Genomic DNA, 20,009 nt, shown 5'->3' with positions numbered 1-20,009 from the left:
CGGGGAACCGCGAGGTGCCGCGCGGTTCCCCGGACCGGTCGGGTCAGCCCTTGCAGAGGCCCTTCGTGTAGTCCACGGTGGCGGTGTCCTGGGAGTACCTCCACTCCGGGGCGAGCAGCCCGGCGTCCAGCTGGGCAGCGGCGGTCCGGTCCTCGACGATGTAGCCGAAGTCCTGCAGCCAGGCCGGGTACAGGTTCTTGGAGCCGATGTAGAAGGCGGAGCCGTCCACCGAGACCAGCTTGTGGTGCAGGGCGAAGGGCTTGCCGTCCGCCCAGGTGGCGGTCGGCGCGGCGCGGAACGAGGCCAGCTGGAGGTTCTGGCACATGGTGGTCCGCGCGGCCCCGGCGTCGCCGCCGTTCAGCTTGCCGAGCCGGGCCAGCAGGGTGTCGCTGATCTCCGACAGGGACTTGATCTGCGAGTAGCCGCCGCTGCCGACCGCACCGCGGTTGGCCGGGTCGCTGACCACGATGCGCACCTTGACCCCGTCAGCCAGCTTGGCGGCGAGGGTGTCGTAGAGGCGGACGTCGTAGCGGGGGAGCGGCGGGCAGGTGCCGTTCACGTCCTGCTGGGAGATCTCGATGTGGCCCTCGGCGCTGCCGATCAGCGCGCGCAGGGCGTTCTCCTCCGGGTTGACCGTCTCGTAGTCGCGGTCGCCGTTGGTGTTGTCGTGCAGGCTGACCGGGCCGCAGCTGGTGCCACCGGAGGGCTTCGCCGCGGGCTGGTAGGTGGAGAGCGGGTCCTTGTCGCGGATGCCGACGCCCAGGCCGCCGACCGCGATCACCGGGGTGCTGCCGGTGGCGGGCGCGGCCTCCGGATTCCGGTCCTGCTCCATGGTCGGCAGGCAGGCGGAGCCGTTGGTGGAGGCGAACCAGGCGGCCGAGAACACACCGGTGTTCCGGCAGGTCCAGCTCCAGAGGGTGTCCAGGTAGCGGCCGGCCGAGGTGGCGGCCGGTCCGGTGAGCGCGAGGTCGACGTCGGACACCGGGTGGGTGGTGTCGATGTAGTCGTCCTTCCAGCCGTTGATGCCACCGGTGACCACGCTGCGGCCGTCGACCACCAGCAGCTTGGAGTGGTTCCAGGAGAACGCGGTCTTGGCGGTGGTCATCGAGGCCACCGTCAGGGTGATGCTGGGTGCGGCGCTGCCCAGCTTGCGGACCAGCTCGTCACGGTAGGAGGTCGGCAGGACGTTGAGGTTGTACAGCGGCGCGGCACCGACCAGGATGCGTACCTGGAGCTTGTTCCCGGCCGCCGTCGAGGCCTTCAGCCCGGCGACGATGGCGTCCTGGAAGGCGCCGTTCGGGAACGGGGCGAGGCTGGAGATGTCGACGGTGCGGGTCGCCCCGGCGATGTTCTCGGTCATCTTCGCCAGCAGCGCCTGAGTCCCGGGCCGGTCGGCGCAGCTCGCGTCGCCCCAGCACCCGGGGGTCTGCAGCAGCCAGCCGCCCGGGTTCCCGGCCGGCGCGTCGAGCGCGTTGCCGCTGGTGCGCTGCCAGACGGAGCCTTCGAGGCCGGGAGAGACCTGACGCAGCGTCTTTTCGACGGCGTCCAGGTGCGGGGTCGCCGATCCGGCGGCGGCCGAGGGGGCGTCGTCCGCGAAGGCGGGAGCGGCGGCGGGTATCGCACCGAAGATGGCGGCGCCGGCGAGCACCGTCCCGGTGACTCGGCGCAGACGGCGGGGCTGATGGCGGAACAAGGTGTGTGTGGTCCTTCGGAAAACGGTTTGAGAGTTAACTGTGCATTTACTGTACGGTAAACTGATTTTTCGTCAGTACCCGCCGAATGGCGGGTTCATGTCACAGCGATTGAATCGCCCAACTCCGCCGATTCCCCCCAGGGGTTGACGGCGCTCCCCGTCGACCGGCGGGGGTGGTCGCGCTCGACCAGGTCCAGGTCATGCCCAATGGTGTTGCGGTGCAGGTCCGGTACGACCGGATGTGAGCGGCTCAGGGGTCAGCAGGCGCCGCCGGCTCTCGGCGCGCGCTTTGCGGACCACTGCGTCGGTGGGGGTGAGCGGACGCGCCGCCGCCGTCCGGTCTCCTGTGTCGGGTGCTGCCGCGCCCGAGGATGCTCGAAGTCCGGCTCTCGTACTGGCAGTTGCTGCGCTCCACGGTGACGCGGTGCGTCCGGGAGCGGCTGCCGCGGCAGCGTGCGCCGCTCGGCCCGCCGGCCCCCGCGCGGCTGCCGATCCCTTCACCCGGCACTTGCTGTGGGCCCTGGCGGCCGGTGCCATCCTGCTCGACCTCGCTTCGCCGTGCCGACGGTGCACGGCACCAGCCGGACCCGGATCCAGTGCATCCGCCCGGCGGCCGCGGGACTCCTGACCGGTGCTTGCACGGTCTGCTACTCGATCAGAGGTGGCCTCGGCGCAAGTGATCTCCACCACAGCCCATGCGGCGGCCGGCCGGCCGGCGGTCTGCGCGCCGGACGTGAGGATCGGCCTACTCGCGCTGCTCTACTGGGCCGTGCGTGTCCGATCGGAGCCGAAGTGGCATCCGGCCTGCGCAGGTACGGCAGCTGTCCGGCCCGGGGCCGGGAGGTCTGCCGCAGCCGCGGTGCGACCTGATCGCCTGCCCGACCCGTGGGTAAGGCCGGGGCCGGTAGCCGAGCGGGTCGGCCGATGCGACTGGGGAGTGAGATGGACGATTTCCGTGAGGTTCTGAGCGATGAGTTGTCGCTCGAACCGCTGCCGCCCGCGCTGGGCGGACTGGTCGAGGAGGCCGCCCGGGCCGGGCGGCGTGCCCGGCGGCTGCGGAGATGGGCGGCGGTGGCGGGATCGGTCACCGCGGTCGCCGTCGTCGCCACGCTGCTCGGACTGGTGGTGAACCTGGGACCGGCGGGCCGGGGAGCTCCGGTGGCGCTCGATCCGGCCGCCGGCACGACCGCCCCGGCGTCACCGCGGCCCTCCGTGGCCGCCACCGCCCCGGGGGGCACTCCGCCGTCCTCCGGAGCCCGGGGGAGTTCCGACCCCACGGGTGCGGCCGGCGGTGCGACCAAACCCTCGGCCGGCTCCGGTGAGGAGAAGGTCCCCGCCACGCCCGCCGGGCTGCTGGAGCAGTTGCTGCGGCTGCTGCCGCCCGGTCGGACCGGCAACTACGGGGGGAATCCCGGAACCGGCATCTACGCGGTGAATTCCGGAATCGGCAACTACGCGGGGAATCCCGGAATCGGCAACCACGCGGGGAATCCCAATGACGCGCCCATGGTGCAGACGTTCCTGACCACACAGTCGGGAACCGGGATCATCCGGGTGAGCGTCTACTACAATTCGCACCCGGTGGACTGCCGTGGTGCGGCGCAGTGCCTGACCAGCGCGGCCGGCCACACCGTGCGGGTCACACACATGGCGGGCAACTGCATACAGGACACGGTGGTCGAGGCGGACCACGGTGACGGTACCTCGGTGCAACTCGCCCTCGGGACCTGCCTGAACTTCAAGGACGACGGAAGCCGGCTCGGAGTGCAGGCCCTGACGGTCGACCAGGCCGTCGCCATCGCCGGGGATCCCGCCCTGGGCCTCCGGCTGGACCCGGCCGTGGTCAAGGCGGGCGCGGTCCGGTTCGTGAACCTGCCCGACATCCCGTAGTACCCGATCCAAGCACCTATCAGCAGCGACCGACCGGCCGCGCTGCGGTCCCGACGTCACCGGGGGCCGCCGCGCCGATATCGTTTCCGAGCCGGTAAGCCGGCCAGAACGGGGGACAGCTCATGCGTGGTGAGCCCGAGTTCATAGCTTTCGCCGAGGCCAACGTGGTGCGGCTGCGGCAGATCGCCTACCTGATGTGCCGTGACTGGCATCTGGCTCAGGACCTCACCCAGAGCACGCTCACCAAGATGTACGTCGCGTGGAACCGGATCGGCCGCAAGGGCCCGGAGGACCCGTTCCACTACGCCCGCAAGGTCCTGCTGAACACCCTCCTGGACCACCGCCGGCTGCGCAGCAGCAGCGAGATCGCAGTGGACCAGCTGCCGGACCGGACCGCCGAGAGCGACCCCACGGCCGTACGGCTGACGCTGCTGGACGCGCTCGGGCGGCTGGCCCCGCGCGACCGGGCGATCCTGCTGCTGCGCTACTGGGAGGACCACAGCGTGGAGACGACCGCCGAGATCCTCTCGGTCACCCCGTCCCTGGTGAAGTCGCGCAGCATGCGGGCGCTGGCCGTGCTGCGCGAGCAGCTCGGCAACGAACGCGAGCTGTTCTTCGAGGACTCCGGCCGCGTGAGCGATCTGCGGCTGTGGAGCGCGGCGGCCAGGGCATAGGGCCTGACCTGTGGAGCTGGTCAGTGCGACCTGTGGGTGTCGTCGGGGGCGAGTGCCTCCGCGGCCGTCACCGGGGTGAAGGGCCCCCGCGCGGCACCGCCGTCTCCGCTCGGTCCGGATCGCGCTGATCGCCGAGGGCCGTGCGACCTTCGCCGCCGCGAACGCCCCCCCACCGCGAGGCCCTGGCCGAGGTCTTCGACGACCGGCTGGACGACACGGACATCGCGGCACTGGAGACGGTCCGGGCGAAGCTGAAGCGGCCGTCCGTCTGCGCGTCCGGCACGACCCGGGATCCACCCTGTTCTAGCTCACCCCTTCGCGGGGTGGAGGAGCGATCCCGGAGCTACCCCTGCGGCAGCCGCCTGAGTGCCAGGATCGCGGTGTCGTCGCTGAGCCGTCCGCGCGTGTGCTCCAGCACCATCCGCTCGACCAGCTCCACCAGCTCGCCGACGGAGAGCTCATCCCGTACGCCCGCGGTCCCGGACAGCCGGGCGAGGACCGGCAGGAACACCCCCTGCCCGTCCCTGGCCTCGCTCACCCCGTCGGTGAACATCAGCAGACTGTCGGACTTGCCGAACGGCACCCGCACCGCCCGCGGGACCCCGCCGACCAGTCCGCCCAGACCCAGCGGCGGGTGGCAGCCCTCGGGGAGCACCCGTACGCCGTCGGGACCGATGACCAGCGGGCCCTCGTGGCCCAGGTTGACCAGCTCGATCCAGTCGGGAGTGAGACCGTCCCGCGGCGGGGGGAAGCCCACCAGAACCGCCGTGGCGAACCGCTCGTCGGGACGGCCCATGGCGGCCGAGTAGTCGTTGTTGCGGATCATCCGGCTCTCCAGGCGCTCGGCCACGGTCGCCAGCTGGGGCTCGTGGTAGCCCGCCTCCCGGAAGGTACCGACCAGCGCCGAGGCCGCCGAGACCGCGCCGACGCCCTTGCCCTGCACATCGCCCAGCAGCGCGCGGGCGCCGTAGGGGGTGGCCAGCACCTCGAAGAAGTCGCCCCCGACCCGGGCCTCGCTGTCCGCGGCGAGATAGGTGCCGGCCGCGTCGAGACCGCCGGTCCCGGGCGGGATCGGCCGCAGCACCACCTGGCGGGTGGCGTCCGCGGCGTTCTCCACCCGGAGCAGATGGTTCTGGGCGCGGATGCGCAGCCAGGACACCACTACGGCGACCAGGCCGCCGACGATGACCAGCGCGTGGTCGGTCGGGCCCATCTGGTCGGGGTGCGGCCAGGCGTTGTCGAGCCACGGGTAGCCGAACGCCGCCACCGCGGCGAACACCGCGGTGACCACCGGGCCGCACACGGCCGCCGCGATGCCCGGTACCAGCACGATCCAGGTGACGATCCGGAACTCCCCGGAGGAGTTCCAGTCACCGAGCGCTATGACCGCCAGCAGCACGGTGGGCAGCACCCAGGAGACATCGCGGCCCCGGAAACACATGACCGGCTTGACACTGCGCGGGGGCGTCAGCGCCCGCAGGCCCGACGCGCGACGCGGGATGTACCGGTCCTCGGCCGTGTTCATCATTCCTCGCGCTGCTCCTCTTCCCCTCCTTTATGGCATATCCACGCCCGGTTTGACCCGTTCCGAGCCGAGCTACCGGACCTGATCCAGATCGAGCTGCCAGCGGAGCTCGCCGTCATCGCGGCGGCCGGCCGGGCGAAGGCCCAGGGCGGTGGCGACGGCGGCCGAGGCGTGGTGGTCGGGGTGGATGTGCGCGACCACGGCGGTGAGCGGTACGGCCGGGGCGAACGGCTGTCCGGCGAGGCGGTCGAGCAGGGCACGGGCGGCCTCGGTGGCGTAGCCGCGCCCCTGCCACGGCGTGCCGATGACCCAGGCGAGCTCGGCGGTGGAGCCGCTGACGGTGGCCTGGACGGTGCCGACCAGCCGGTCCTCCTCGCGCAGCCGAAGCACCCAGTTCAGCCACAGCTCCCCGGGTTCGGGGGAGCCCGCGGTCATCCGCTGGTAGCGCGCGCGCAAGGCCTGCGGACCGTACGGCTCGCCGCCGATGAAGGTGTGCAGCCGAGGATCGCCCAGCACCTCGGCCATCTCCTCGGCGTGCTCCACCCGCAGCGGCAGCAGGTCCAGCCGTCCGGTCGGCGGGACGTCGAGCACGGACACCGGTGAACGCGCGGCCAGCGAGCGCGCCTCGACGTGGGCCATCCGCTCGGCGAACACCTCGCGGGCCTCGGGGGTGAGGGTGCGCAGCGCCACCAGGGCGGCGAGGACCACGTCGCAGATCTCGTGCTGCACGTCCTCCCAGGAGTGGGTCACGCCCTTGCGCGGATTCTGCCCGGTCGCGCCGATGACCGCCTGCCCGACCTCGCCGACCTCCTCGGAGAGCTTGAGGATGCGCAGCAGCCGTTCGTCCCCCGCCGAGAGCCGGCTCTCACCGTCGAGCCAGCCGACCAGGCGGTCGACGGCGTCCCAGGTACTGCTGTCCATGTCGGCTCCTTCACGGGCGAGTTCCGCCCCGACGTACGGTCTTCGCCGGCGGGCGCTCACCGGTCCGGTCGGGCACGGCCCGGCGGCTTCGGACGGTGGCCGGACGGCCCGGACCCGCCGAAGCCGGCCGCCCGTGCGGCCCCAACCCTGCCCGGAACCCGGCCGGGTGGTCCGGTGCCCGCCTAACTCCCGTGCCGGACAAATCGGTTGCCGCCCACTGCGGCGAGTGGTCAGACTACCCGGCGTGATCGAGGCACTGATACTGACTTCAGACGACTGGGAGCTCTGGCGGGAGCTCCGGCTCGCCTCGCTCGTCGAGGCGCCGGAGGCCTTCGTCGCCACGCTCGCGGACTGGCAGGGCGAGGGCGACCGGGAAGAGCGATGGCGCTCGCGGCTGGAGCTTCCCGGCTCGTACAACATCGTCGCCGTCCTGGACGGCACACCCGCGGGGATGGTCAGCGGCGTCCCGACCGGGCAGGACAACACCGCCGAGCTGATCACGATGTGGGTCAGCCCCGGGGCCCGGGGCCGGGGTGTCGGGGACTTCCTGATTCTTGAGGTCGAGCGCTGGGCGCGGCGGCAGGGCGCGACCGCCCTCCGGCTGTCGGTGGCACCGGGCAACACCCGTGCCGAGAACCTCTACCGCCGCAACGGCTTCCGGGGCAGCGGAGCGGGCCAGGAGCGGCAGCTGACCAAACCGCTCGCCACCGCCGGCTGAACGCGCCGTGCGACTACTCGCGCCCCTGCGGCGCGACGGCCGCGGTTGCTGCGGGTGAGGCCGTGAGCGCCGTGCGTCGGCGCCGCAGCCAGAACGTCAGCGGGACTGCCGAGGCCACGCCAAGCAGCGCGGGGGACTCGGCGGCGGGTGCGTCGGACGCCGATTGCGCCCGGAGCTGGGGCTGGTCGAAGGTGTCCGGCTCCGGCAAGGTGGCCCAGTGCGAGACCGGCCAGGCCACCACGAAGGCGCGTCCGATGACGTTCTCCTGCGGGACGAAGCCGTCGCCCGCGGTGGTGAGCTGGTGGAAGCGCGAGTCCTCGGAGTTGTTGCGGTGGTCGCCCATCACCCAGAGCTTGCCCTTGGGCACGGTGACCGTCCCGACCGGGTCGTTGTCGCAGGGGGTCGCGCCCGGGTAGAGGTAGGGCTCGTTCAATGCGACGCCGTTGACCGAGACGGGGGAGCCCGCGGTGCACCTGACGGTGTCCCCGCCGACCGCGATGACCCGCTTGATCAGGTCCTTCTCGTCGGCCGACGGCATCAGCCCGACCGTGCTCAGCGCCGTCTGCACGCCACTGGCGTGCGGCGTGGGCTCGTTGGCCAGCCAGTCGCCCGGATCCCGGAACACCACCACGTCGCCGCGCGAGGGCGTGGAGCCGAACCAGGGTGTCAGCTTGTCGACCAGGACCCGGTCACCCAGCCGCAGGGTGTTCTCCATCGAGCCGGACGGGATGTAGAAGGCCTGGACGAAGAACGTCTTGATGACGAAGGCCAGTACCAGCGCGATCGCGGCCATGACCGGAATCTCCACCCACATCGGACGCTTCGCACGCTCCTGGGCGCGCGCTGCCCGATTCCGTCCCCGCCTGTGGCCCATACCGTCCCCCGTGTCCATGCCTGTGCCCGCGAGGACACGCGGTGCGCCCCCACCCCCATTCAACGCACGATGGTTCCCGGAACCCGGCCGGGCCGGATCGGAACCCGCAGGCCGGGCGCGGGCGCCCGTCCTGGAACCGGCCTCGGCCGCCCGGTGCCGGTGGCCGCCGGTGTGCCGACCACGCGGTCCGAGCCGGTGGACCCGGCCCCGGTCAGCGTGCCAGCCTCCCCATCAGGGCGGATGCGGTACCGATGCCGACGAGCGCGGCGCAGGCCAGCACCGAGAAGTCGACGGCGAGGTGGGCGGGGGTGCCGAGCAGCAGGCCGCGCAGCGCGTCGACCTCGTAGCTGAGCGGATTGCCCTTGCTGATGGCCTGCAGCCAGCCCGGCATCAGCGAGACCGGGTAGAGCGCGTTGGAGGCGAAGAACAGCGGCATGGTGATGGCCTGACCGATGCCCATCAGACGGTCCCTGGTGAGCACGATCCCGGCGATCGACACCGACAGACAGGCGAAGAACGCCGAGCCCAGCACGACCGCCACGGCGACTCCGGCCAGGTGCAACGGGTTCCAGCTGAACGAGACGCCCAGCGCGGCGGCGATCAGCACCACCACGACCGCCTGGATCAGGGCCTTGACCCCGGCGGCGAAGGCCTTGCCGGCGACCAGCGCGGACCGCGGGGTCGGCGTGACCAGCAACTTGGTCAGCACCCCGGAGTCCCGCTCCCAGATGATCATGATCCCGTAGAAGATGGCGATGAACATCGCGGACTGCGCGATGATCCCGGGCGCCAGGTAGTCCACATACGGCACGTCGCCGGTCGGGATGGCCCGGATCCGGGTGAAGGTCTCCCCGAAGACCAGCAGCCAGAGCACCGGCTGCACGGCACGGGTGTAGAGCTCGGTCCGGTCGTGCCGCAGTTTCTGCAGCTCCACCAGGCACATGGCGACCAGTCGGCCGGCCACCATCCGCCAGCCCCGGCGGGGCCGTGGCGGAGCCAGCAGCAGGCTCTCCTGGAACGACGGGGTGCCGGCGGACCCGGACGTGCCCGGATCCTGGTCAGCCGACGCGGGACGCGGTGCGGCGGGTACGGCGGACATCTCGGAAGTCGCCTCCGTCCTCGGTGGATCCCCGGCCGTCGAGGCCGCTCCCGGCGTAGTACCGGAAGACGTCCTCCAGGGTCGGTGCTGTCGGTGGCCCGTCGGTGGCGGGCCCGGTGGACCGCCTCGTGTGGACGAGGCCGGCCCTGAGCTCCTCCGGGGAGCCGACGGCCCGGATCCGCCCCCGGTGCATCAGGGCGACCCGGTCGCAGTTCTGCTCCGCCTCGTCCATGTAGTGCGTGGTGACCAGGACCGTCATCCCGGTGGCCACCCTGACCCGGGTGATGTGCTCCCAGACACTGGTACGGGCGATCGGGTCGAGCCCGATCGTCGGTTCGTCCAGGATCAGCAGGCGCGGCGCGCTGACCAGGGCCTGCGCCAGTTCCAGTCGGCGCACCATGCCACCGGAGTACGTGCCCGCGAGCCGGTTGGCCGACTCGGTCAGCCCGACCGCCGCCAGCGCCGCGGCGACCCGGGCGGCGCGCTCACGGCGCGGTACGTCGAAGACCCGGGCGAAGAGCGCGACGTTCTCCCGGCCGGTCAGCCCGCTGTCGGCCGACAACTGCTGCGGCACGTAACCGAGCAGGCGCCGCACGGCCATCCGTTCCCGGGCGCAGTCGTGGCCGAACACCTCGACCATCCCCGGCGGCACCCGCAGCAGCGTGGTGATCACCCGGATCGCGGTGGTCTTGCCCGCGCCGTTGGGGCCGAGCAGTCCGAAGACCTCTCCGGGCCGGACCTCCAGATCCACCCCGTCCACGGCCCGCGTGCTGCCGAAGTGGTAGCGAAGTCCGGTGCAGCGCAGCGCTTCCGGCCCGGGGAGGTCCGGCGGCCGGTCGTGCCCGGCAGGCTCTGCCACCGTCATGTCGGGTCTCCCTCCTGCCCGCAGTGGGCCGGTTCGCCGTGCTCCCGTTCGCGGTGCTCCCGATCGCCGTACTCGGTACCGCACTGACCCCGGCCGCACGGGTCCCGACCGGACGACTCCGGTGCCGCGCACTCCTCCTGGCACAGGCTCTCGGTCAGCCTGCGCAGCGCGGGGAGCGCGGCCGCGAGTGCCGCCCGGTCCTCCTCGGACAGCGCGGCGAGACGCTCCCGCACCAGGTCGTTGCGCCGGGTGTCCCAGGCATGCAGCCGGTCCACGGCCGCCGGCGTGACGTACAGCAGCGCCGCCCGGCGGTCCAGCGGGTCGGGCTCGCGGCGCAGCAGCCCGGCCTGGACGAGCTGATTGACCAGCGTGGAGACCGAGTTGCCGGCCAGGAACAGCTCCCCGGCCGCGGCCGAGACCCGGAGGCCGGGCCGGGCGTCCACCAGGCGCATCAGTTCGACCTGAGCGCCCCGAAGCCGCGGCGTGCTCAGCCCGCTGCGGAGCCTTCGCCGCAACACCCGTTGGAAGCCGGCCAACTGCTCGGTGAGTTCGCCGGCGAGGTCCTTCGGCGCCATGTCCACGATTTTAGCTCTGAGTGCGAGCTAACGGCAGGGTGGCCGACCTGAGGCGTGACGCGAACTCCCGGACCGGCTCGGCAGATCGGGCTCAGCCCGTGGCCGATCCGGCGTGGGCATCCGGCGGTGGGGGATCCGGCGTGGGCATCCGGCGGTGGGGGATCCGGTGCGGGGGATCCAGCTCAGCCTGCGGCCGATCCGGCGCGGACGATGGCGGCCTCGACCCCGTCCAGCAGGATGGTGAGCCCGAAGTCGAAGGTCTCCCTGGCCTCCCGTTCCAGATAGGGGGTGCCGTCGTCGACGGGCTGGACCGCGCCCTCGGTCTCCAGCCGGACCACCGTCGGGAACCGCTCGGCGAAGTCGGGTGCGACCTCCAGCAGCATGGCCGAGCGGGTCGACCACCACTCCGCGTCGCCGACCCCGGTGGCGTTCGCGGCCTGGCGTGACTCGGCGATGGTCCGCGCGGTCGCCCGGACGAGGTGGAACAGCGATCCCACCAGGCGCCGCAGCACCCCGGCGGGCAGGCCGGTCGCGTACAGGATCCGGACCACGGCCTCCAGTACGCCGTACTCGTTCGGCCCGAGCACCGGCCGGGCCTGGGAGACCTGGAGCACCCACGGGTGGCGCAGATAGAACGCGCAGGCGTCACCGGCCCAGGCCGTCACCGCCGCACGCCAGCCCTGGTCGAGCCCGTACTCGCCGGTGAGCTCGCCGAGCACCCGGTCGTGCATCAGGTCCAGCAGCTCGTTCTTGTTCGCGACATGGGTGTACAGCGCCATCGCCGTGCACCCGAGCCGGTCGCCCACCGCGCGCATGGACAGCGCGGCCATCCCCTCGGCGTCGGCCAGTTCGATCGCCGCGTCCACGATCAGATCCACGCTCAGGCCGGCGCCCCGGCGCGGTTCGGCGGTGCGGCGCGGTTCGGCAGTGCGGCGCGGTTCGGCGGTGCGCCAGAGCAGTGCCATCGAGCGGCCGGCGTCTCCCCGCCCGGCGAAAACGACCAACGCTTGTCTCCTTACGGTGTAAAGTCCATTCCGCGCCTCGCGCTTTACGGCGTAAAGGCTAGCATTCGGCCGGGCTCAGCCCGACGACTTCTGGGGAGTGCCATGGAAGAGCAGCTCGTCTCGTTCCTCACGGTGGCCGCCGTCCGCCGCCTCTCGCCGCACATGGTGCGAATCACCTTCACCAGCAAGGCACTTGGTGACCTTGCGAGCTGGCCGGACCAGCAGCTGAAACTGATCTTCCCGCGGCCCGGGCAGTCCGTTCCGCGGCTTCCGGTGTCGGAGCCGGACGGTGACGCGATGGGCTGGTACCAGGCCTATCTGGCGATTCCCGAAGACGAGCGGCCGTGGCTGCGCAGCTACACCGTCCGCGCTCACCATCCGGACCGGAGCGCGATCGACATCGACTTCGTCCTGCACGGGGATCCGCACCTGGAGTCGCACCAGGAGCCGGGGCGGGAGTCGGACTGCCGCGGTGACGGTCTCGGTCCGGCGACGCGCTGGGCGCTCGCCGCGCGGCCCGGCGACGTGATCGGCCGGTACGGTCCGTCGGCCGACTACGCCCGGCCGCTCGGTGCGGCCGACTGGTACCTGCTGGCCGGGGACCAGACGGCACTGCCCGCGATCGCGACCCTGCTGGAGTCGCTGCCCGAGGGCGCCCGCGCGCTGGCCTGGATCGAGGTCGGTGAAGCGGCCGACGAGCAGCGCATCGACAGCCGCGCCGAGGTGAGCCTGCACTGGCTGCACCGGGACGGGGCCTTGCCCGGGCGGAGCGGGGCGCTGCTCGAAGCCGTCCGGGCGGCCGGGTTCCCCACCGGCTCCGCCTTCGCCTGGCTGGCCGGTGAGTCGTCCGAGGTCCGGGTCCTGCGCCGGCACCTGGTGGACGATCGGGGGCTGGACAAGCAGTCGATCGAGTTCACCGGCTATTGGCGGCTGAAGCTGACCCAGGACGACGCCCCGACCCCGGAGGACCTGGCCGAGGCGCGGGAGCGCCTGGCCCAGGCCGGAGGGGTCGGGGAGGGGTGAGAGTGCCGGAGGGGTCGGCGCTCAGGTCCCGATGGGCCCGGGTGCCATCCCGTCGGCCCCCTGAGCCGCACTCCGCTCCCGATCGAGCCACACGGCCCGGCGTGCCGCTGCAGGTGATGTGCCGGGCCGTGTGGTGTGCCGAGCCAACTGCGACAAGTTAAGTACTACTTAATATGCCGTGCAGGGTGTCGTGGTCATGCCGAACGACGGGAAGGGGTTTTCTGCTGCTTGTCCTACTATTGGACCTAATGTCCAGTTTGATTCGGCCAGTGCGAGAGTCTCGCACTGTCATGAATGGATCCAAAACCCGTCAACTAGTCAGATTCTGGTAAAAGTGCGGTAGTTGCGAGCCGTTGACGCGCGTAGACTCCCACCGTACCTGTCCGGCGTTGTGGCCGGACCCGATTACACCTACGGAGCCCCCCTCATATGGACACCCTGTCCACCGCCGACTCCGACGGCGCCATCGAGACCCGAGGTATCGAGCCTGTACCGGACGGTGAGCGGCACGGCCGCGTCCGTGAGCTCTTCCCGACCTGGGTCGCGGCCAACATCAGTGTGCTGCTGCTCACCATGGGTGCCGCTCTGGTGGTCTTCAACCAGCTGGACTTCTGGCAGGTCCTGATCGTCGCCGCCTGTGCCGCTGTCGCGTCGTTCGGCATGGTCGGACTGCTGTCGGTCTCCGGTAAGTGGGGTGGCGCGCCCGGCGCGATGCTCTCCCGTGCGACCTTCGGTGTGCGCGGGAACCTCTTCCCGGGCTCGATCCTGTGGGTGGCCCGTTTCGGCTGGGAGACGATCAACGCGGTCACCGGCGCCTACGCCGTGCTGACCGTCCTCGACCTGCTCTTCGGCATCAAGAGCAACACCGTGCTCATCGTGGTGACGCTGTTCCTCTTCGTTGCCAGCACCTTCCTGGTGAGTGGCATGGGCCGCAAGGCGCTGAACGTGTGCAACAAGTGGTCGACCTACCTGTTCGGCGTCTTCAGCCTCATGGTGCTCGGCTACCTGGTCGCCAACGTGCACTGGAACGAGGTCTTCGCCAAGCCGGCCGGCACCACCGCGATGATGGTCGCCGGTATCGGCACCATCGCGGCCGGCGGCATCAGCTGGGTGCCCACCGGCCCCGACTTCGCGCGCTACCTGCCGCACAAGGCCTCCGGTAAGAAGATCGTCGGCGTGACGGTCTCCGGCGCCGGCATCGTGGTGGTCCCGATGGTGCTGATGGGTGGCGTCATGGCGGTCTCCACCCCGGACCTGGCCAAGGCGCAGGACCCGGTCTCCTTCCTCGGCGACATCCTGCCGACCTGGCTCGCCGTGCCGTACCTGCTCACCGCGATCGTGGGCATGCTGCTGATCAACAGCCTGTCGATGTACTCGGCCGGCTTCACCGCGCAGACCATGGGCGTGAAGCTGCCGCGTGCCCTGGCGGTGAGCATCAACGCGGTGATCTCCCTGGTCGGCGGTCTGATGCTGATGCTGGTGGCGAGCAGCTTCCTCGGCTCCTTCATCACCTTCCTGGTCCTGCTCGCGGTCTCCTTCTCCGCCTGGATCGGCGTCTACTCGGTCGACATGCTGCGCCGCCGCTCGCGCAAGGTGCGCTACGACGCCGAGGGCCTGATGGACACCACCCCCAGCAGCCGCTACTGGTACTCGGGCGGCTTCTGCTGGCAGGCGATGGTCGCCTGGACCGTCGCGCTGATCGCGGGGCTCTGCTTCACCAAGTGCGACTGGTTCACCGGCCCGCTGGCCTCCACCCCGGTCGGTGAGTACGGCCTCAGCTGGGCCGCCACCATCGCCATCTCGGCGCTGCTCATGGCCGTCCTCCCGACTCCGCAGGAGAACACCCCGGCCCCGGCCGAGCCGGCAGCCGCCGAGGCCGCAGTCGATGAGCGCGAGAACGCGACCGTCTGACGGATCACGCCTCCCGCGAGAACGCAGAGGTCCCCCACACCGTGCACGCGGCGTGGGGGACCTCTCCGTTCTGTGGGTGACCCCGGCGGACGGTCTCGCCCCCCCCGGGGGCCGGTGCGCCGTCGGGCACCTCGCCGCAGTCAGGGCGGGCGGTCGTCCGGCCCGCACGCCGTCCGGTGGCGGGCCCGGTCAGCGCCGGGGTGGGCCCCGGGGCCGGGTGCCCCGACGCGAGCGCTTACCGGTCTGCGGGCGGACGATCCCGGTGGACCCGGCTCCCCGGGGTTGGGTGGTGCCGGTCGAATGTCTGGGACACCGGCCGATCGTGTGATGGTCCTGTGATCACCTCGATGTGTCGAGTGTGCCCGGCAACGCGGAGGGCGGCAGGGTGGGAACCCTGCCGCCCCGGGGGACGCTCCGGCGTTGGGCTTACGAGGACGCGACCTCGCGGGCCCGGCGGCCGGCCAGCCAGACGTAGACCAGGATGCCGGCGAAGAGGAACAGCACGCCCTGGTAGACGGCCGCGTAGCCGGCACCGGCGAGCAGCCACAGGGAGAAGGCGAAGGCGCCGAGGCCGAGGACGGCGTCCCTGGTGAGGCGGCCGGGGGCCACCTTGCCGCTCTCGCCGCGGACCAGCCAGTAGAGCTGGGCGGCGGTGGAGAGGAGGTAGGGGACGGTGGCGGTGAAGGTGGTGACCAGTACCAGGATGTTGAACGCGCCCTGGGAGCCGGTGGTGAAGTTGAGGATGGTCAGCAGCGAGGCCAGCGAGACGCTGATCAGGACGCCGAAGACCGGTACCCCGCGCCGCTTGGAGGCGAAGGCCGCCGGGAACAGTCCGTCCTGCGCGGCGGCGTACGGCGCCTGCGCGGCCAGCAGGGTCCAGCCGTTGAGCGCGCCGGTCATCGACACCAGCGCGGCGACCGCGATCACCGTGCCGCCCCAGGAACCGCCGAACATGTTGTCCACGGCGTCGGAGAACGGCGCGGTGGAGTGGACCAGCTTGTCGTGGGCGACCGTCCCGAACACGGCGAGGGTGCCGAGCAGGTAGACCAGCGCCGCGCCCGAGGTGCCGAGCACGCTGGCCCGGCCGACGTTGCGCTCCGGGTCGCGGACCTCGCCGGCGCTCATCGCGGCGGACTCCACGCCCAGGTAGCTGAAGAGCAGGATCGCGGCGGCGGCGGTCATGCCGCCGGCCCAGCTTTGCCCGGAGGCGTTGAAGGGGCCGAGCTTGGACGGGTCGAAGAAGCCCAGGCCGCCGATCGCGACCAGCGCGAGCGGGATGAACTTCAGCACGGTGGAGACCAGCTGGACCGTGCCGACGTACCGGGTGCCGGCCAGGTTGGCCAGCGCGGGCAGCCACTGGACGGTCAGTGCGGCGCCGATGGTGAGCCACTTGGAGTGCTGGATCGGCACCAGCACGTCGAGGTAGCCGACCGCGGCCACCGCGAGCGCGGCGTTGCTGACCCAGGTGGTGATCCAGTACGACCAGGCCGACAGGAAGCCGGCGAAGTCGCCGAATGCCTCGCGGGCGTAGACGTACGGCCCGCCGGTGCGCGGGTTCCGTCGGGCCAGCTGCCCGAAGACCAGGGCGAGCGCGATGGCCCCCACCGTCAGCACGGCGAACGAGACCAGGCTGACCGTGCCGTAGGGCGCGACAGCCGCGGGGATCATGAAGATCCCGCCGCCGATGATGTTGCCCATGACCAGGGCGGTGGCGGTCGGCAGACCGAAGCGTCCGGTTCTTCCGGTGGCCGGGGCGGGCGCCTGCGCGGGATCGGGCGTGCTCGGTGGGGCTGCCTGCCGTGGTACGGCCGGACTGGTCTGCATGAGGGTGGTGTGCCTTTCCTGGTCCTGCTCGCGCTCGGTGGAGCGGACATCAATGCTGGCGTAGCGGACACCCCTTACCAAATCGCCAGGAATTGTGTCGCAAGCCCGATATCCCACCGAAAAACTTGCGGTCACGGGCCCCCTCGGCCGGTACTCGTCCTGCGCCGCCCGGCGCCGCCCGACGCAGGACGATGCCGTGCACCGCAGGCGATCCCCAACGGGAGCTTTCGAACATCTCAGTACCACTTATGGCCCAATTCACGCTTTCGAGTGAGTTTCCGTGAGGCGATGCCTGATGCTGCGCACCGGAACAAAACCGGCGTAATCGAACAATCTCACGCCGTGGCAATCGCTGTGGCGACAATCTCTGATGACCGGAAGAAGAGCTGATCCCCTTCTGCCATATGCGTTCTGACGCGCAGTCAGTTCTTCGGACCAAGGGACAAGGACCAGGACCTGCCATGACCGCCGAGACCGTCCAGCAGAACCAGCAAAGCCTCAGTACCTCCGCCGCCAGGAACCTGGCCACCACCACCAAGACCGTGCCGCAGATGCTCGGGATCACCCCCCGCTACCTGCTGCGCGCGCTGCCCTGGGTGGACCTGGAGGCCGGCGTCTACCGGGTCAACCGCCGTCGGGGCTTCATCCTCGGCGACGGGCTGATCAGCACCTACGTGGACGGTGGCGGCGCGTCCCGGGTGATCGCCGAGGACCTGCGCGAGCTGTCCTTCCTGCGTGACCAGGAGAGCCCGCTGCTGACCGCGCTGGCCGGCGGCTTCGTCCAGCGCGAGGTCGCGCCCGGCGAGCTCATCGGCGCCTTGGGCGCCCCCGTCGAGGCGCTGCACATTATCGCGTTCGGCCGCGCCGAGAAGCGCGCCACCGGCCAGTACGGCGAGGACGCCCTGCTCGCCGTGCTCGGCGACGGCGACTTCTTCGACGCCGGCGCTTGGGTGCGCGGCGAGGCCGTGCCGTACCAGGTCAAGGCGGTCACGCCGTGTACCGTGCTCTCGCTCGACCGCCGGGTGCTCACCGAACTCGCCGACCGCGAGCCCGCGTTGCGCGCCGGACTGGACGCCTTCGCCGCCGACGGCCAGGGGCCCGCCGACCGTGAGCACCCGATCAGCCTGACCTCCGGCCACAACGGCGAGCCGCAGCTGCCCGACACCTTCGTGGACTACGAGGAGAACCCCCGCGAGTACGAGCTGAGCATCGCGCAGACCGTGCTCAAGGTGCACACCCGGGTATCCGACATCTACAACTCCTCGATCGACCAGGTCCAGGCCCAACTGCGGCTGACCACCGAGGCGTTGCGCGAGCGCCAGGAGTGGGAGATGCTCAACAACCCCGAGTACGGGCTGCTCCACAACATCGTGCCCAGCCAGCGGGTGCACACCCGCACCGGCGCGCCCACCCCGGACGACATGGACGAACTGCTCGCCCGGGTCTGGAAGCAGCCCGCGTTCTTCCTGGCCCACCCGAGGGCGATCGCCGCGTTCGGGCGCGAGTGCACCCGGCGCGGAGTGCCGCCGCAGATCGTCGAGCTGTTCGGCAGCCCGTTCATGACCTGGCGCGGCGTGCCGCTGCTGCCTTCCGACAAGCTCGACCTCAAGGGCTCGGACTCGGCGCCCGGGACCACCAGCATCCTGCTGATGCGGGTCGGCGAGGCCCAGCAGGGCGTGGTCGGACTGCGCCCGGCGAAGGTGCCGGACGAGGTGGAGCCGGGCCTGTCGGTGCGTGCGATGGGCGTCGACCGCCAGGCCATCACCTCCTACCTGGCGACCTGCTACTTCTCCACCGCCGCGCTGGTGGACGACGCCATCGCGGTGCTCCAGAACGTCGAGGTGTCGAACTACTATGACTACTCCTGACGGACTGCCGCCCGGTACCGGTCCTGCCGCACCTGCCGCACCTGCCGCACCCGCCGCACCCGCCGCCGCCCCGGTCGCCGCCCCGGTCGCCGCCCCGGTCGCAGGCGGGCCGGCCCGGGCGGCCGCACCGGCGACCGGGGCGCCCGGAAGGTTTCCGGTACCGGGGATGCCGTCGGTGCCGGACCCGTTGCCCGCCGCGCTCGCCCACGCGGCCGGCGGCGCCCGCTACTGGTTGCCGCAACAACCGCGCCGGGCACCGGCGGTGACACCGCCCGTCGCCCCGCCCACCGCGCCGCCGAGCGGCTTCGACGTCGAGGCCGTCCGGCGGGACTTCCCGCAGCTGCACCGCGAGGTGAACGGCCGGCGCCTGGTCTGGCTGGACAACGGCGCCACCACGCTCAAGCCCCGCCAGGTCGCCGAGGCCGTCGCCGAGCACTACTCAACGGGCACCTCCAACGTCCACCGCGGTGCGCACAGCCTGGCCAGGCAGGCCACCCAGGTGTACGAGGAGGGCCGCGAGGAGGCGGCCAAGCTGCTCGGCACCCAGGACACCGACGAGATCGTCTTCGTCCGGGGCACCACCGAGGCGGTCAACCTGGTGGCGCAGACCTGGGGCCGGGCCAACCTCGGGGTGGGGGACGAGATCCTGGTCTCGGCGGCCGAGCACCACTCCAACCTGGTGCCCTGGCAGCAGATCGCGGCCGAACGCCGGGTCCGGGTCCGGCCGATCCCGCTGCTGCCCGACGGGCAGTTGGACCAGGACGCTTACCGGGACCTGCTCGGTTCGCGGACCAGGCTGGTCGCGCTGACCCATGCCTCCAACGTGCTGGGGACCGTCCCGCCGGTGGCCGAAATGACCGCGCTGGCCCACCGGTACGGCGCCAGGGTGCTGGTGGACGGCGCGCAGGCGGTGAGCCACTTCCCGGTGGACGTCGCCGCGCTGGACGCCGACTTCTACGCCTTCTCCGGACACAAGGTCTTCGGCCCGACCGGGATCGGCGTGCTCTACGGCAAGCGCGAGCTGCTGGAGGCCATGCCCCCGTGGCAGGGCGGCGGCAACATGATCGATTCGGTGAGCTTCGAGGAGACCACGTACGCGCCGATCCCGCACCGGCTGGAGGCCGGCACCGGCCACATCGCCGGGGTCGCCGGACTGCGGGCGGCCCTCAGGTACCTCGCCGGACTCGACCGGCAGGCCGCCACCGCGTACGAGGAGCAGCTCACCGCATACGCGATGGGCGCGCTGGCCACCGTCCCCGGGCTGCACTTGATCGGCAGCGCACCGGGCAGGATCGGGGTGCTGACCTTCGTGCTCGCCGGGACGGACCCGACCGCGCTGGCCGGGGCGCTCGACCAGCAGGGCATCGCGGTGCGCGCCGGGCACCACTGTGCGCAACCGGCGCTGGCCTCCTTCGGTCTGCAGAGCGCGGCCCGGGCCTCGCTCGCCCTGTACAACACTGCGCAGGAGGTGGACACCCTGGTCGCCGCGCTCCAGGAGATCCAGGCGCAGGCGCGGTAGCGGCACGACGGGCGGGCGCCGGCAAC

16 protein-coding genes are annotated in these 20,009 nt (G+C 71.6%); 7 read left to right on the top strand and 9 right to left on the bottom strand.

What is annotated here, in order from left to right; translation table 11 throughout:
- Positions 1–43 precede the first annotated feature (43 nt).
- Positions 44–1,693, bottom strand: coding sequence for a phospholipase D-like domain-containing protein (locus tag ACZ5ON_RS29765; protein WP_465599193.1), 1,650 nt, complete (start codon positions 1,691–1,693; stop codon positions 44–46).
- 942 nt (positions 1,694–2,635) lie between these two features.
- Between ACZ5ON_RS29765 and ACZ5ON_RS29760 the strand changes: the two genes are divergently transcribed.
- Both ACZ5ON_RS29760 and ACZ5ON_RS29755 read left to right on the top strand, forming a co-directional pair.
- Complete coding sequence (locus ACZ5ON_RS29760) at positions 2,636–3,583, top strand: hypothetical protein (protein ID WP_465599191.1); 948 nt, start codon at positions 2,636–2,638, stop codon at positions 3,581–3,583.
- 122 nt (positions 3,584–3,705) lie between these two features.
- On the top strand, positions 3,706–4,257 hold the full coding sequence (locus tag ACZ5ON_RS29755; RefSeq protein WP_465599190.1) for a SigE family RNA polymerase sigma factor: 552 nt from the start codon (positions 3,706–3,708) through the stop codon (positions 4,255–4,257).
- 343 nt (positions 4,258–4,600) lie between these two features.
- On the opposite strand, the gene ACZ5ON_RS29750 is transcribed toward ACZ5ON_RS29755, so the two are convergent.
- Together ACZ5ON_RS29750 and ACZ5ON_RS29745 are read right to left on the bottom strand one after the other, a co-directional pair.
- The gene (locus ACZ5ON_RS29750; RefSeq protein WP_465599187.1) at positions 4,601–5,785 is read right to left on the bottom strand and encodes a PP2C family protein-serine/threonine phosphatase; all 1,185 of its coding nucleotides are present in this window, start codon (positions 5,783–5,785) and stop codon (positions 4,601–4,603) included.
- Positions 5,786–5,854: 69 nt separating this feature from the next.
- Entirely contained in the window at positions 5,855–6,421 is a 567-nt protein-coding gene (locus tag ACZ5ON_RS29745; RefSeq protein WP_465599255.1) for a GNAT family N-acetyltransferase, read from the bottom strand.
- Between the two features lie 526 nt (positions 6,422–6,947).
- Between ACZ5ON_RS29745 and ACZ5ON_RS29740 the strand changes: the two genes are divergently transcribed.
- Positions 6,948–7,421 carry a GNAT family N-acetyltransferase gene (locus ACZ5ON_RS29740; RefSeq protein ID WP_465599186.1) on the top strand — a complete coding sequence of 158 codons (474 nt, stop codon included), beginning with the start codon at positions 6,948–6,950 and terminating at the stop codon, positions 7,419–7,421.
- Between the two features lie 13 nt (positions 7,422–7,434).
- Here the strand turns inward: ACZ5ON_RS29740 and lepB are convergent, their stop codons facing one another.
- The 5 genes from lepB to ACZ5ON_RS29715 form a co-directional block, all read right to left on the bottom strand.
- On the bottom strand, positions 7,435–8,313 hold the full coding sequence (lepB, locus tag ACZ5ON_RS29735; RefSeq protein ID WP_465599185.1) for a signal peptidase I: 879 nt from the start codon (positions 8,311–8,313) through the stop codon (positions 7,435–7,437).
- A gap of 193 nt (positions 8,314–8,506) precedes the next feature.
- Positions 8,507–9,394, bottom strand: coding sequence for an ABC transporter permease (locus tag ACZ5ON_RS29730; protein ID WP_465599184.1), 888 nt, complete (start codon positions 9,392–9,394; stop codon positions 8,507–8,509).
- Entirely contained in the window at positions 9,354–10,259 is a 906-nt protein-coding gene (locus ACZ5ON_RS29725; RefSeq protein WP_465599183.1) for an ABC transporter ATP-binding protein, read from the bottom strand. Before ACZ5ON_RS29725 ends, ACZ5ON_RS29730 begins: the two co-directional genes overlap by 41 nt.
- Positions 10,256–10,834: a MarR family winged helix-turn-helix transcriptional regulator gene (locus tag ACZ5ON_RS29720; RefSeq protein ID WP_465599181.1), complete on the bottom strand. Its 579-nt coding sequence runs from the start codon at positions 10,832–10,834 to the stop codon at positions 10,256–10,258. The genes ACZ5ON_RS29725 and ACZ5ON_RS29720 overlap by 4 nt, the downstream gene beginning before the upstream one ends.
- A 182-nt stretch (positions 10,835–11,016) precedes the next feature.
- The gene (locus tag ACZ5ON_RS29715; RefSeq protein WP_465599179.1) at positions 11,017–11,838 is read right to left on the bottom strand and encodes a TetR/AcrR family transcriptional regulator; all 822 of its coding nucleotides are present in this window, start codon (positions 11,836–11,838) and stop codon (positions 11,017–11,019) included.
- 102 nt (positions 11,839–11,940) lie between these two features.
- On the opposite strand from ACZ5ON_RS29715, the gene ACZ5ON_RS29710 reads away from it, so the two are divergent.
- A complete protein-coding gene (locus tag ACZ5ON_RS29710; RefSeq protein ID WP_465599177.1) occupies positions 11,941–12,861 on the top strand; it encodes a siderophore-interacting protein in 921 nt (306 codons plus the stop codon).
- Positions 12,862–13,290: 429 nt separating this feature from the next.
- Entirely contained in the window at positions 13,291–14,772 is a 1,482-nt protein-coding gene (locus tag ACZ5ON_RS29705) for a purine-cytosine permease family protein (RefSeq protein ID WP_465599175.1), read from the top strand.
- Between the two features lie 426 nt (positions 14,773–15,198).
- Here the strand turns inward: ACZ5ON_RS29705 and ACZ5ON_RS29700 are convergent, their stop codons facing one another.
- The gene (locus ACZ5ON_RS29700) at positions 15,199–16,596 is read right to left on the bottom strand and encodes an amino acid permease (RefSeq protein WP_465599172.1); all 1,398 of its coding nucleotides are present in this window, start codon (positions 16,594–16,596) and stop codon (positions 15,199–15,201) included.
- Positions 16,597–17,057: 461 nt separating this feature from the next.
- On the opposite strand from ACZ5ON_RS29700, the gene ACZ5ON_RS29695 reads away from it, so the two are divergent.
- Positions 17,058–18,464: a family 2B encapsulin nanocompartment shell protein gene (locus tag ACZ5ON_RS29695; RefSeq protein ID WP_465599170.1), complete on the top strand. Its 1,407-nt coding sequence runs from the start codon at positions 17,058–17,060 to the stop codon at positions 18,462–18,464.
- Positions 18,451–19,983, top strand: a complete 1,533-nt coding sequence (locus tag ACZ5ON_RS29690; RefSeq protein WP_465599168.1) for a SufS family cysteine desulfurase — start codon at positions 18,451–18,453, stop codon at positions 19,981–19,983. Before ACZ5ON_RS29695 ends, ACZ5ON_RS29690 begins: the two co-directional genes overlap by 14 nt.
- Positions 19,984–20,009 lie beyond the last annotated feature (26 nt).

The sequence above is a fragment of the Kitasatospora sp. NPDC032150 genome (genome assembly GCF_055579945.1).
This window is presented reverse-complemented; position numbering and strand designations above follow the sequence as displayed.